This window comes from Salmonella sp. 32082101201600294FB01SM01 (assembly GCF_017572865.1).
Classification (GTDB): Bacteria; Pseudomonadota; Gammaproteobacteria; order Enterobacterales; family Enterobacteriaceae; genus Salmonella; species Salmonella enterica.
On record NZ_JAGESB010000004.1, the window covers coordinates 256,503 to 269,801 of the forward strand.

Sequence of the window (13,299 nt, forward strand, 5' to 3'; positions counted from 1 at the left end):
TCGCCGTTTATTAGCCGGATGGCGTCACAAGGAGAACTCATGACCGACACGATTAAAATCTACCATAACCCGCGCTGTTCGAAGAGCCGCGACACGCTGAACCTGCTGAAATCTAACGGCGTGGAACCGGAAGTGGTGCTTTATCTGGATACGCCCGCTGACGCCGCCACCGTGCGAGAACTGCTGCGTATGTTGGGCATGTCCAGCGCGCGCGAACTGATGCGCCAAAAAGAAGATCTCTATAAAACGCTTCATCTGGCGGATAGCCAGCTGAGTGAAGAGGCGTTAATCCAGGCGCTGGTTGAACACCCTAAACTGATGGAGCGCCCCATTGTGGTGGCAAATGGTCAGGCGCGCATTGGCCGACCGCCTGAGCAGGTGCTGGACATCCTCGGTTAACCGTTGAACGCCGCCGTCGCGGCGTATTACAGTTTCAGGATCTCTTTGACAAACGGGATCGTCAGTTTTCGCTGGGCAGTGATCGACGCATGATCGAGCTGATCCAGCGTCATAAACAGCGTGCGCATTTCGCGATCAAGACGTTTGAGTAAAAACCGCCCGACATCTTCCGGCAGTTCAAACCCCCGTAACCGGGCGCGCAACTGTAGCGCCTGAAGTTTGTCTTCATCGGAAAGAGGCTGGAGTTTATAGATTTGCCCCCAGTCCAGACGGGAAGCGAGATCGGGCAAGCCCAGATTTAACTGTCTTGGCGGACGATCGCCGGTGATCAATAACCGCGTCTTACCGGACTCCAGAATGCGGTTATAGAGATCAAAGATCGCCATCTCCCACAGTTCATCGCCAGCGACACATTCAATGTTATCAATACACACCAGCGAGAGGTGTTCCATACCGTCGAGCACTTCCGGCACGAACCAGGTACGTTTATCGAGCGGGACGTAGCCTACCGCATCTCCACGCTGCGACAGTTCAGCGCAGGCGGCGTGCAGCAAATGGCTGCGGCCCGCGCCTTCACGCGCCCAAAGGTAGATATATCCACTATGTTCCTGGCGCAACACGTTTTGTAACGCGGCCAGTAGAGAGGCGTTATCCCCCGGCCAGAAACTTGCGAAAGTTTCGTCGTCAGGAAGATAAAGTGGCAAAGAGAGCTGTGCCGGTGTGTTCAGAGATACCTCAACCCAGGATGACATAAAATCGCGCTGAGTTTACCACATAATTCCCTTGAGATAGAACCGGGCAGCATCGCTGCCCGGCAACCCGTTACTGATGCGGAGACTCCGCATCATTTGCCTCCAGTACCACTTCTTCCGGACGCAACAGGCTAATCAGTTTAAAAATCAGGCTCAGGCAAATCCCGACGATGGTCGCCAGCGCCATCCCTTTCAATTCTGCCGCGCCGATATGCACTTTCGCGCCGCTCACGCCGATGATCAAAATCACCGAGGTGAGGATCAGGTTTTGCGCTTTGTTGTAATCGACTTTCGATTCGATCAAGACGCGAATCCCCGACGCGCCGATAACGCCGTACAACAGCAGTGAGACGCCGCCCATCACGGGTAACGGGATAATCTGAATCGCCGCCGCCAGTTTGCCGACGCAGGAAAGCAGAATGGCGAAAATCGCCGCGCCGCCGATAACCCAGGTACTGTAAACGCGGGTGATCGCCATGACGCCAATATTTTCCCCATAGGTGGTATTCGGCGTGGAGCCGAAGAAACCGGAGACGATCGTCGACAGTCCGTTAGCGAACATCGAGCGGTGCAAACCGGGATCGCGCACCAGATCTTTTTTGACGATATTCGCCGTCACCACCAGATGACCGACATGCTCGGCGATCACGACCAACGCCGCGGGCAGAATCGTCAGGATCGCGAACCATTCAAAACGCGGCGTATAGAAGGTCGGCAGCGCAAACCAGTGTGCCTGGGCAATGGGCGTGGTATCGACCACTCCCAGCGCGAATGACAGCGCATAGCCTGCCAGCACGCCGATCAAAATCGGAATGATCGCCAGGAAACCGCGAAACAGTACGGAGCCGAACACCGTCACCGCCAGCGTGACCATGGAGATGATAATTGTTTTCGTGTCCGGCGACTGCCCTTGCGCAGGCAGCAATCCGGCCATCCCCGCCGCGACGCCAGCCAGCTCCAGACCGATGACGGCAACAATTGCGCCCATTGCCGCAGGCGGGAACATCACATCCAGCCAGCCGGTGCCCGCTTTTTTAACGATGAAAGAAACCAGACAGAACAACACGCCGCACATAATAAAACCGCCCAGCGCCACTTCATAACCCAGCGGCAACAGCAGTAGTACCGGGGAAATAAAGGCAAAGCTCGATCCGAGGTAGGCCGGAATTTTACCTTTGCAGATAAAGAGATACAGCAGCGTTCCGATACCGTTAAACAGCAGCACCGTCGCGGGGTTGATATGAAACAGAACTGGCACCAGCACGGTCGCGCCAAACATGGCGAAAAGGTGCTGTAAACTAAGCGGGATTGTCTGTAAAAGCGGCGGTCTTTCACTCACCCCGATAGCACGGCGCGTCATAGTGTTTTCCTCTAAGTGTGTTTGTTATGAGTTGTTTTATTCAAAAAAAAGCCGACTCTTAAAGTCGGCTTTTAATTATTTATTCACTTACTTGGTACCAAAAATCTTATCGCCGGCATCGCCAAGCCCCGGAATAATGTATCCGTGCTCGTTAAGCCCCTGATCGATAGAGGCGGTGTACAGTTCAACGTCCGGGTGCGCTTTTTCCAGCGCCGCAATGCCTTCCGGCGCGGCGACCAGCACCAGCACCTTAATGCTGCTACAGCCTGCTTTTTTCAGCAGGTCGATGGTCGCGATGACAGAACCGCCGGTCGCCAGCATCGGGTCGACGATCAGCGCCATGCGCTCATCAATGTTCGATACCAGTTTCTGGAAATAAGGTACTGGCTCAAGCGTCTCTTCGTTACGGTACATCCCGACTACGCTGATACGCGCGCTCGGTACATTTTCCAGAACGCCTTCCATCATGCCCAGACCCGCCCGCAGAATCGGCACAACGGTAATTTTTTTACCTTTGATCTGGTCGATTTCCACCGGGCCATTCCAGCCTTCGATGGTGACTTTTTCCGTTTCCAGGTCGGCTGTCGCTTCATACGTCAGCAGGCTGCCTACTTCTGAGGCGAGTTCACGAAAGCGTTTAGTGCTAATGTCGTTTTCACGCATCAGACCCAGCTTGTGTTTGACGAGTGGGTGTTTGACTTCCACGATCTTCATACTCTTCTCCTATCCTCAGATGACTGGCAACCACAAAAAAAATCGCCGGATTATACCGCTTTTCCTCTCTGGCGCAACACAATGTATGCTTGACCTGGATCAACCAAAAGCGCAGATAGCGGAAAAGTGAGTATAAATCACTCACGTTGAAACAGGTGATAAAGGCTAACAACCGTTTGAATCTTAGCAATTTTAAGGATGAATGGCCTGTCCTGATCGCCTGTCGTAAACCAAGTGCTGGATATCCTTTTCTTTTTTACCAACAGAGAAATTTTCAAGCAGCGACCGAAACCATGCCAAAAAAATCGCCCGGATATCCAGGGCGCAGACCACGCTCGCAAACGTTTGCTTTCCCTGTTAGAATTGCGCCGAATTTAACTTTTACCGCAAGAAAAAACGTGGGGAACCAGGCAGTGACCGATAAGACCTCTCTTAGCTATAAAGATGCCGGCGTCGATATTGATGCGGGTAACGCTCTGGTTGATCGAATCAAAGGCGTAGTGAAGAAAACTCGCCGCCCGGAGGTTATGGGCGGTCTGGGCGGTTTCGGTGCGCTGTGCGCGTTGCCGCAAAAATATCGTGAACCGGTACTGGTTTCCGGCACTGACGGCGTAGGCACCAAACTTCGCCTGGCGATGGACTTAAAGCGTCACGATGCTATCGGTATTGATCTGGTGGCGATGTGCGTAAACGATCTGGTCGTTCAGGGCGCGGAACCGCTGTTTTTCCTCGATTACTATGCCACGGGTAAACTGGATGTCGATACCGCCGCCAGCGTGATCAACGGTATTGCCGAAGGCTGCCTGCAATCCGGCTGCGCGCTGGTTGGCGGCGAGACGGCGGAAATGCCGGGCATGTATCACGGCGAAGATTACGATGTGGCGGGTTTCTGCGTCGGCGTAGTCGAAAAATCAGAAATCATCGACGGCTCCCGGGTTGCCGAAGGCGACGTGCTGATTGCACTCGGCTCCAGCGGCCCGCACTCGAATGGATATTCGCTGGTGCGGAAAATTATTGACGTTAGCGGCTGCGACCCACAAACCACTCTGCTGGAAGGGAAGCCGCTGGCCGATCATCTGCTTGAACCGACCCGTATCTACGTAAAATCGGTTCTGGAACTGATTGAAAACGTCGATGTACACGCTATCGCCCACCTCACCGGCGGGGGCTTTTGGGAAAATATTCCGCGCGTTCTGCCGGAGAATACCCAGGCGGTAATTAATGAGTCGTCCTGGCAGTGGCCCGCCATCTTTACCTGGCTGCAAACCGCCGGTAATGTCAGCCGACATGAAATGTACCGTACCTTTAACTGCGGCGTCGGCATGGTGATTGCGCTCTCCGCTCCGGAAGCGGACAAAGCGCTTGCTCTGTTAAACGAGAAAGGTGAAAACGCATGGAAAATCGGTATCATCAAAGCCTCTGATTCCGAACAGCGTGTGGTTATTGAATAATGAATATTGTGGTGCTGATTTCCGGCAATGGAAGCAATTTACAGGCGATTATCGATGCCTGCGAAGCGAAGAAAATTAAAGGCACCCTCAGGGCAGTATTCAGCAATAAGGCCGACGCGTTCGGCCTTGAACGCGCCAGAGAAGCCGGTATTCCGGCGCAAGCGCTGACTGCCGATCGGTTTGACAGCCGCGACGCCTTCGATCGCGAGTTGATTCGCAAGATAGACGCGTATGCGCCCGATGTGGTCGTGCTGGCTGGTTTTATGCGTATTCTGAGTCCGATGTTTGTCGCGCATTACTACGGGCGTCTGCTGAACATTCACCCTTCCCTGCTGCCAAAATATCCGGGGTTGCATACCCATCGCCAGGCACTGGAAAACGGCGATGAGGAGCACGGTACCTCGGTGCATTTCGTGACAGACGAACTCGACGGCGGCCCGGTCATTCTCCAGGCGAAGGTGCCGGTTTTTGCCGACGACAGCGAAGATGATATCACCGCACGCGTACAAACTCAGGAACATGCGATTTATCCGCTGGTGATTGGCTGGTTTGCGCAGGGGCGTCTAAAGATGCGCGATAACGCCGCCTGGCTGGACGGGCGTCGTCTGCCGCCGCAAGGTTATGCGTCTGACGAATAATACGTCATCGGACAGGACTGCGTCTGCTTGCCGGATGGCGGCATAAATGCCTATCCGGCCTACTCTTTTCCCTTCCTTTATGCTATCAGTTTATTGTCATATTTTTCTGGCGCAGTTGGACATTAACGCGTAATGCTCGCCATAATCATCAGGCAGTGTCCCGTGAATAAAACGGAGTATAGGTAGTAATGGGTCAGGAAAAGCTATATATCGAGAAAGAACTGAGCTGGTTAGCATTTAACGAACGCGTGTTACAGGAAGCAGCGGATAAATCCAACCCGTTGATTGAGCGGATGCGGTTCCTGGGAATCTATTCTAATAACCTCGACGAGTTCTACAAAGTGCGTTTCGCTGAACTGAAACGACGCATTATTATCAGCGAAGAACAGGGTTCAAATTCTCATTCACGCCATTTGTTAGGCAAAATTCAGTCCCGCGTGTTGAAAGCAGACCAGGAGTTCGACGGCCTGTACAACGAATTACTGCTGGAAATGGCGCGTAATCAAATCTTTCTGATCAACGAGCGTCAGCTCTCGGTGAACCAACAAAGCTGGTTGCGCCACTATTTTAAGCACTATTTGCGCCAGCATATTACCCCGATTCTCATTAACCGGGAGACGGATCTTGTTCAGTTTTTAAAAGATGATTACACCTATCTGGCGGTGGAGATTATCCGCGGCGATACCATCAACTATGCGCTGCTGGAGATACCGTCCGACAAAGTCCCACGCTTCGTTAATCTGCCGCCGGAGACACCGCGCAGACGCAAGCCGATGATTCTTCTGGATAATATTCTGCGCTACTGCCTGGATGACATTTTTAAAGGGTTCTTCGACTATGACGCGCTTAATGCCTATTCGATGAAAATGACCCGCGATGCCGAATATGACCTGGTGCATGAGATGGAATCCAGTCTGATGGAGCTGATGTCTTCCAGCCTGAAGCAGCGCCTGACCGCTGAACCTGTGCGCTTTGTCTATCAACGCGATATGCCCGCCGCGCTGGTCGACGTGCTGCGGGAAAAACTGACGATCTCCCGGTATGACTCAATCGTACCCGGCGGGCGCTACCACAATTTTAAAGACTTTATTAATTTTCCGAATGTCGGTAAAGCCAACCTGGTCAATAAACCGTTACCGCGGTTACGCCATCTTTGGTTTGATAAAGAGAAGTTTCGTAACGGTTTTGACGCGATTCGTGAACGTGATGTGCTGCTCTATTATCCGTACCATACCTTCGAGCATGTACTGGAACTGCTACGCCAGGCGTCGTTTGACCCAAGCGTGCTGGCGATCAAAATCAATATTTATCGCGTAGCGAAAGACTCGCGCATTATTGACTCGATGATCCATGCCGCCCATAACGGCAAAAAAGTCACCGTGGTGGTGGAGTTGCAGGCGCGCTTCGATGAAGAGGCGAATATTCACTGGGCCAAGCGGTTAACCGAAGCGGGCGTCCATGTTATTTTCTCTGCGCCTGGGCTGAAAATTCACGCCAAACTCTTTCTCATCTCACGAAAAGAGGGCGATGACGTGGTGCGTTATGCGCATATCGGCACCGGTAACTTCAACGAAAAAACAGCGCGGCTGTATACCGATTATTCGCTGCTGACCGCCGATGCGCGCATTACCAATGAAGTGCGTCGGGTCTTTAATTTTATTGAAAACCCCTATCGCCCGGTCACTTTCGATTATTTGATGGTTTCTCCACAAAACTCACGGCGTCTGCTGTATGAGATGATCGATCGTGAAATCGCCAACGCCCAGCAAGGCTTACCGTCAGGGATTACGTTAAAGCTTAACAACCTGGTTGATAAAGGGTTAGTCGACAGGCTATACGCCGCGTCGGGTTCGGGCGTCCAGGTCAATCTGCTGGTGCGCGGTATGTGTTCTCTTATTCCGCAGCTGGAAGGCATTAGCGATAATATTCGCGCGATTAGCATCGTGGATCGCTATCTGGAACACGATCGGGTTTATATTTTCGAAAACGGCGGTGATAAGCAAGTTTGGCTCTCTTCAGCTGACTGGATGACGCGTAATATTGACTACCGTATCGAAGTCGCTACGCCTATCCTCGACCCGCGGCTTAAACAACGCGTCCTGGATATCATTGACATTCTGTTTAGCGACACGGTAAAAGCGCGTTTTATCGATAAAGAACTCAGCAACCGCTACGTGCCGCGCGGCAATCGCCGTAAAGTTCAGGCGCAGCTGGCAATTTATGACTACATCAAATCACTCGAGCAACCAGACTAACGCTATGCCAATTTACGATAAATCCCCTCGCCCGCAGGAGTTCGCTGCGGTCGATCTCGGCTCAAACAGCTTTCATATGGTCATTGCCCGCGTGGTTGACGGCGCAATGCAGATTATCGGGCGCTTAAAACAGCGCGTCCATCTGGCGGACGGGCTGGGCGCGGATAACAAACTCAGCGAAGAAGCCATGGAACGAGGGCTTAGCTGTCTGTCGTTGTTTGCTGAACGCTTACAAGGTTTCTCCCCTTCCAGCGTCTGTATCGTAGGTACCCATACGTTACGTCAGGCGCAAAATGCCGCTGATTTTCTCAAACGCGCGGAAAAGGTTATTCCCTACCCGATAGAGATTATTTCCGGTAACGAAGAAGCGCGCCTGATTTTTATGGGCGTAGAACATACGCAGCCGGAAAAAGGCCGCAAGCTGGTGATCGATATCGGCGGCGGGTCAACAGAGCTGGTCATTGGCGAAAACTTCGAACCCAGGCTGGTTGAAAGCCGTCGTATGGGCTGCGTGAGCTTCGCGCAGCTCTACTTTCCCGGCGGCGTTATCAATAAAGAAAACTTCCAGCGCGCCCGAATGGCGGCGGCGCAAAAACTGGAAACCTTAACCTGGCAGTATCGTATTCAGGGTTGGAACGTGGCGATGGGCGCTTCCGGTACGATTAAGGCCGCTCATGAAGTTCTCCTGGCGCTGGGTGAGAAAAATGGCTTCATTACGCCGGAGCGCCTCGATAAACTGAAGTCAGAAGTGTTGAAGCACCGCTCCTTTAATGCGCTCAGCCTGCCGGGTCTGTCTGAAGAACGAAAAGCGGTCTTTGTGCCGGGCCTGGCGATTCTGTGCGGCGTTTTTGATGCTCTGGCTATCCGCGAGCTTCGCCTTTCCGACGGCGCGTTGCGCGAAGGCGTGCTGTATGAAATGGAAGGCCGCTTCCGCCATCAGGATGTTCGCAGCCGTACCGCAAAAAGTCTGGCCAATCAATACAACATTGACAGAGAACAGGCCAGACGCGTGCTGGAAACCACCATGCAAATGTACGAGCAGTGGCAGGCCCAGCAGCCAAAACTGGCGCATCCGCAGCTTGAAGCGTTGCTCCGCTGGGCGGCAATGCTGCATGAGGTTGGACTGAATATTAATCACAGCGGTTTACATCGCCATTCGGCTTATATTCTGCAACACAGCGATTTGCCCGGCTTTAATCAGGAGCAGCAAATGATGATGGCGACGCTGGTGCGTTATCATCGTAAAGCCATAAAACTGGATGATATGCCCCGCTTTACGCTGTTTAAGAAAAAACAGTATCTGCCGTTAATTCAGCTACTTCGGCTGGGCGTATTACTGAACAACCAGCGGCAGGCGACCACCACGCCGCCGACGCTGCGGCTAACGACCGATGACAGCCACTGGACGTTATGTTTTCCGCATGACTGGTTCAGCCAGAATGCGCTGGTACTGCTTGATCTGGAAAAAGAACAGCAGTACTGGGAAGCGGTAACTGGCTGGCGTCTCAATATTGAGGAAGAAAGCTCGCCGGAGATCGCCGCGTAAATTGTGGATCAGACGCCGCGCCGCGGCGTCTGCCTTTACTGAATCTCAGATAATAGCTGCGGCTCGCCAATTAAATATCCCTGAAGATAGTCGATCCCCAACGACAGCACGACGCTTCGTATTTCTTCGCTCTCGACATACTCCGCGACGACCTGCATTTTTTTCATTCGCGCTAAATGACAAATAGAAGCCACAATCTGATAATCGAGACTGTTTGACACTATATTGCGAATAAAACTGCCGTCAATTTTAAGAATATCGGCGTTAACGTTTTTCAGCCGCGCATAGCTGGCGTAGCCTGTACCGAAATCATCAATCGCTATCTGACAGCCAAACTGCTGTAGCTGTCCCAGCGTCAACTGCGCCTGCTCAGCATTGGTGAGAGAGTTGCTTTCCGTTACCTCAAAAACCAGTTGCCAGGGTTCAACCTGATATTGTTTAAGCAACTGCTTAACTTCTGCAGGAAAACGGGCGCGACATACCGATGTTGGCGACAGATTAATGGCAAAACGATGCGCGGGCATATATTCCCGGCTGGCCGCCATAAACCGCAGCGTGTTTTCAATCACCCAGAGATCGATAGCGGAAGACAAACCAAACTCATGCGCCACGGGTAAAAAATTGTCCGGGTTGATAACGTCGCCGTTGTCATCCCTGAGTCGCAGTAAAACTTCATGGTAAACGTCCCCACGAACACCGAAAATAGGCTGCGCCATCAGGAAAAAATGATCGTGCTCCAACGCCTGTTGCAGGCGATTCATCATCGCAATTCTGCCCTTCAAATCGCGCTGCAGGTGCATTGCGCCGCGCCGCTGTAAATCCTCCGGCGCGTTAGTCGTCAACGAAAGATCGGAACTGGTGCTTAATTCGCCCAGCAGAAGATAAAGGTGGCTAACCGGAGAACGCACGCAGCAGTAGCTCACGCCGACAGGCGGCTGTAGCGGCAGTCCATCCCAGATAAACCGAAACTGCTTAATATGTTTATCCAGCGCTTCAATACGCTGCTGATGCGCCTCTGTATTAAGACGCAGCACCAGGTCGTGCCCTGACATCTGGTAGACGCACTCATTTGAGGCCAACATCGGCGTAATCCAGTGAGAGAGCTTTTGCTTATACTGGATGCGTAGCATGACGCCATAATTTTTACCCAATAGCTCCAGACCCGGCACGTGTAAAAAACAGATCGTAGACCAGGGCGCATTTTGGAGCGCGCGGTTTAACGCACGTAAATTGGGAAGATGTACCACCGGGTCAAGATAGGCCAGCCGCCGTGCGCGACCACTCACTACGCGCTGGCGCGTGGCCAGTACAGACATATAATTAACAATAAAAGAAAAAACCAGATAGCTCGAAGAGGTAATCGCTAATTGCGTATCATAACCTGAATACCAGGGCATATAACGCTGATAATAATGAATTGACGTAATTAGCACGACGGCCCAGATAATTGAAATAAACTTATAGCCATAGCGCATCGCGCCCCACAGCATGACCGGCAATAATAACGAAAGCGTATAGTTGGTACTAAATATTGAACTATTATCAGTCAATGGCATACACAGTATAAACATTAGTGTAGTCAATACGGCCAGCCAAATAACGATCTCTTTTTTAGTGACCTTGCTATCAATCTGTAGCTTTAATTGCTGATAATACCCGCGCAGGTGCAGCGGATTGCGGAGAGTACGAATAATAAAATAGCACAATGGCACGCCGATAAGGTTACCGACCAGTAACGCCTGGTAATTAATCAGCGTGTTGATATTAAAGGGCATTACCCCCATCAGGCTGGCTTTACTTTCGTACATGCCAACAAAAGCGGCAAACTGGTAGATGACCAGAAATAATGTTGCTGAACAAAATACCTGCCAGAACATTCGTTGAAACAACAGGTGGGCGTCGCCGTGGGAAACATTATTTCGCCGGGGGGAAAAGACACGATAGCCGCCCCAACTTAGCACGATAGTAATGATAAAGTGCATCGTCACAGAAAGGGTTTCATACAGCCCTGTCTGCGGGTATCTGCGCCAGAAGATAGCAAGCACAATACCCGGCAGTGCTGCCCAGCCGAAAAAGAGCATCAGACTAAGCATAAAAGCTAACGGCAGGTAAAAAAGAACCACATTTCCAGTGCTGGTAAGCGCATAAGTATTTGCGCTACTTAAAACAGGTAGTAAAATCGAAGGGAGAATGAGCGGTAGTCCCCACCATTTATCTCTGATATTTATATAAGTTTTATTTAGTTTCATAGATGCTCAGCAGAACCCCCCAATCCCAAAGGGGCGTTAACAGACAGGCATCCCACCTGACTTTAAATTGATGATGCGATATACATCACACGATAGTCATCGATTGTAATTATTAAACAAAAGTAACATTTGATTTAAGTCAATTATTACCTTTCTCCTGCAGCCTTTATTCGTCTTTTTATTCTTTGTTATCATTAATTTATTATTAATGTAAATACTAAAATTATCTTCCATAACAATATAAGATAAATCAACTGACGCAATTTTACATTAAGAGGAATTGACCATCGGTTCGCAGTATGCCTTAATGTAGAGTGAACGCAGGCTTGTTACGTTCTTCGCCTTGATAATACCCTTGAAGAACCCGGCCTGATCCCGCCCATATCGCTGGGCCAACGTTAAGGAACCCTTTGTGAGTCAGGCCAACAGTATGCGAAAACGACATCGATTTAACACTCGCATGACCCGTATCGTACTGCTTATCAGTTTTCTCTTCTTCTTTGGACGTTTCGTCTACTCTTCTATCGGCGCCTGGCAGCACCATCAGGATAAAAAAGAAGCGCAACAGTCATCGCTTTCTGTCACCACGCCGGGACAACGTTAAGCTGTTATCCGTTGGCGATATTATCGTCACAGGCTTACTGTGTTATCCAGAACTCTGTTTTCCCTTCCCTGGCTTAGCATGAACCGATAAAAACAAAGCATCGTACTATCTAATGCTTTGTTTTTTAGTCTAAAAAAACAATCAACTACAAGAAACGATAGTTTACTTTTTTTAAGATTAGTCTTAAATACATTCCTTTTTGCGTTATTACCTAAACAAGGAATTGTGATGAATTTTAAAAAAAATGCTTTGCCTCTGGTTTTGTTTGCCTCTTTTTCTCTTGCCGGATGCCAGTCCAATGCGGATGACTATGCCGCAGATGTTTACCAAACCGGGCAGTTAAACGCGAAGCAAGAAACAAAGACCGTCAATATTATCTCTGTTTTGCCAGCGAAAGTTGCCGTAGATAACACCGCCAATAAAAAAACCGCTCAGACCTTCGGCGCAATTCTTGGGGCTGTAGCGGGCGGCGTTACTGGTCATAACGTGGGTTCAGGTAGCGGTTTGGGTACTACTGCCGGCGCGGTTGGCGGCGGAGCCGTTGGCGCAGCGGCGGGTTCATTAGTTAAAGATAAAACGTTAGTTGAAGCTGTATCTTTGACTTACAAAGAAGGAACGAAGGTTTATACCTCCACCCAGGTTGGAAAAACGTGCCAATTTACCACCGGTCTGGCGATGGTGATATCGACCAAAGATAACGAAACGCGAATTCAACCCAATACGAAATGTCCTGAGAAAAGCTAACTATCGGGAGATTTTATGAAGAAAGTTATTTTCGGCGCTGTTTTATTCACCCTAAGCGGCTCGGTTTTATCTTCTTCTTTGCAGGATCAGCTTGCGGCGGTAGCCCAGGCTGAACAGCAAGGAAAAAATGAAGAAAACAGACAACGTGATGCTCTGCAAGCCAAACGAGATCAAGAGGCTCAACAGGAAAGACAAAGGCAAGCCAATGCGGCCGCGGTTGCTAAGCAGCGAGCAAAAGCGGCAGAAGCTGAACGGAAAGCACGGCAAGCAAAATTGGCAGCGGAAGCCGCGCAAGATAAAGCGCGCGATCAAAGCTACGAAGATGAGCTTCGTCGTTTAGAAATTCAGAAACAAAAACTGGCGCTGGCCAGGGAAGAGGCCCGGGTAAAAAGAGAAAATGAATTCATCGATCAAGAGCTGAAAAGTAAAGCTGCCCAGACAGATGTTATTCAATCTCATGCTGATGCAAACAGAAATCTATCTGAAGGCGGTCGCGATCTGCTGCAAAGCGAAGGTAAAGCCCGTGAGGAAAAGGCAAGCGGCTGGTTTAACTGATTTCGCTAATCATTTATGACCAGTAAAAAACC

13 protein-coding genes are annotated in these 13,299 nt (G+C 50.7%); 8 read left to right on the top strand and 5 right to left on the bottom strand.

The window, feature by feature from the left end:
- Window positions 1–39: 39 nt before the first annotated feature.
- On the top strand, window positions 40–399 hold the full coding sequence (gene arsC, locus J4645_RS17720) for an arsenate reductase (glutaredoxin) (protein WP_000132650.1): 360 nt from the start codon (window positions 40–42) through the stop codon (window positions 397–399).
- A gap of 26 nt (window positions 400–425) precedes the next feature.
- On the opposite strand, the gene J4645_RS17725 is transcribed toward arsC, so the two are convergent.
- The 3 genes from J4645_RS17725 to upp form a co-directional block, all read right to left on the bottom strand.
- Window positions 426–1,127 carry a DnaA inactivator Hda gene (locus tag J4645_RS17725; RefSeq protein ID WP_061835882.1) on the bottom strand — a complete coding sequence of 234 codons (702 nt, stop codon included), beginning with the start codon at window positions 1,125–1,127 and terminating at the stop codon, window positions 426–428.
- 94 nt (window positions 1,128–1,221) lie between these two features.
- Entirely contained in the window at window positions 1,222–2,511 is a 1,290-nt protein-coding gene (uraA, locus tag J4645_RS17730; protein ID WP_000198344.1) for a uracil permease, read from the bottom strand.
- Between the two features lie 87 nt (window positions 2,512–2,598).
- The gene (upp, locus tag J4645_RS17735) at window positions 2,599–3,225 is read right to left on the bottom strand and encodes a uracil phosphoribosyltransferase (RefSeq protein WP_000706208.1); all 627 of its coding nucleotides are present in this window, start codon (window positions 3,223–3,225) and stop codon (window positions 2,599–2,601) included.
- Window positions 3,226–3,638: 413 nt separating this feature from the next.
- On the opposite strand from upp, the gene purM reads away from it, so the two are divergent.
- The 4 genes from purM (at window position 3,639) to ppx (ending at window position 9,115) form a co-directional block, all read left to right on the top strand.
- A complete protein-coding gene (gene purM / locus J4645_RS17740) occupies window positions 3,639–4,676 on the top strand; it encodes a phosphoribosylformylglycinamidine cyclo-ligase (protein WP_000130477.1) in 1,038 nt (345 codons plus the stop codon).
- Entirely contained in the window at window positions 4,676–5,314 is a 639-nt protein-coding gene (gene purN, locus J4645_RS17745; RefSeq protein ID WP_001028588.1) for a phosphoribosylglycinamide formyltransferase, read from the top strand. The genes purM and purN overlap by 1 nt, the downstream gene beginning before the upstream one ends.
- A gap of 188 nt (window positions 5,315–5,502) precedes the next feature.
- Window positions 5,503–7,569 (top strand): polyphosphate kinase 1, encoded by a 2,067-nt coding sequence (gene ppk1 / locus J4645_RS17750; protein ID WP_000529555.1) that lies wholly within the window; start codon window positions 5,503–5,505, stop codon window positions 7,567–7,569.
- Window positions 7,570–7,573: 4 nt separating this feature from the next.
- Window positions 7,574–9,115, top strand: coding sequence for an exopolyphosphatase (gene ppx, locus J4645_RS17755; protein WP_023215025.1), 1,542 nt, complete (start codon window positions 7,574–7,576; stop codon window positions 9,113–9,115).
- Window positions 9,116–9,150: 35 nt separating this feature from the next.
- Here the strand turns inward: ppx and J4645_RS17760 are convergent, their stop codons facing one another.
- Entirely contained in the window at window positions 9,151–11,364 is a 2,214-nt protein-coding gene (locus J4645_RS17760) for a sensor domain-containing phosphodiesterase (protein WP_023215026.1), read from the bottom strand.
- A 96-nt stretch (window positions 11,365–11,460) separates the two neighbouring features.
- Window positions 11,461–11,598 (bottom strand): hypothetical protein, encoded by a 138-nt coding sequence (locus J4645_RS17765; RefSeq protein WP_001581698.1) that lies wholly within the window; start codon window positions 11,596–11,598, stop codon window positions 11,461–11,463.
- A 178-nt stretch (window positions 11,599–11,776) separates the two neighbouring features.
- Here J4645_RS17765 and J4645_RS17770 point away from each other — a divergent pair, with 178 nt between their 5' ends.
- From J4645_RS17770 to J4645_RS17780, 3 genes are all read left to right on the top strand, one after another.
- Complete coding sequence (locus J4645_RS17770; RefSeq protein WP_000075924.1) at window positions 11,777–11,968, top strand: YfgG family protein; 192 nt, start codon at window positions 11,777–11,779, stop codon at window positions 11,966–11,968.
- 228 nt (window positions 11,969–12,196) lie between these two features.
- Window positions 12,197–12,712, top strand: coding sequence for a glycine zipper 2TM domain-containing protein (locus J4645_RS17775; RefSeq protein ID WP_001009636.1), 516 nt, complete (start codon window positions 12,197–12,199; stop codon window positions 12,710–12,712).
- 15 nt (window positions 12,713–12,727) lie between these two features.
- Window positions 12,728–13,267, top strand: coding sequence for a DUF5384 family protein (locus tag J4645_RS17780; protein WP_001645527.1), 540 nt, complete (start codon window positions 12,728–12,730; stop codon window positions 13,265–13,267).
- Window positions 13,268–13,299 lie beyond the last annotated feature (32 nt).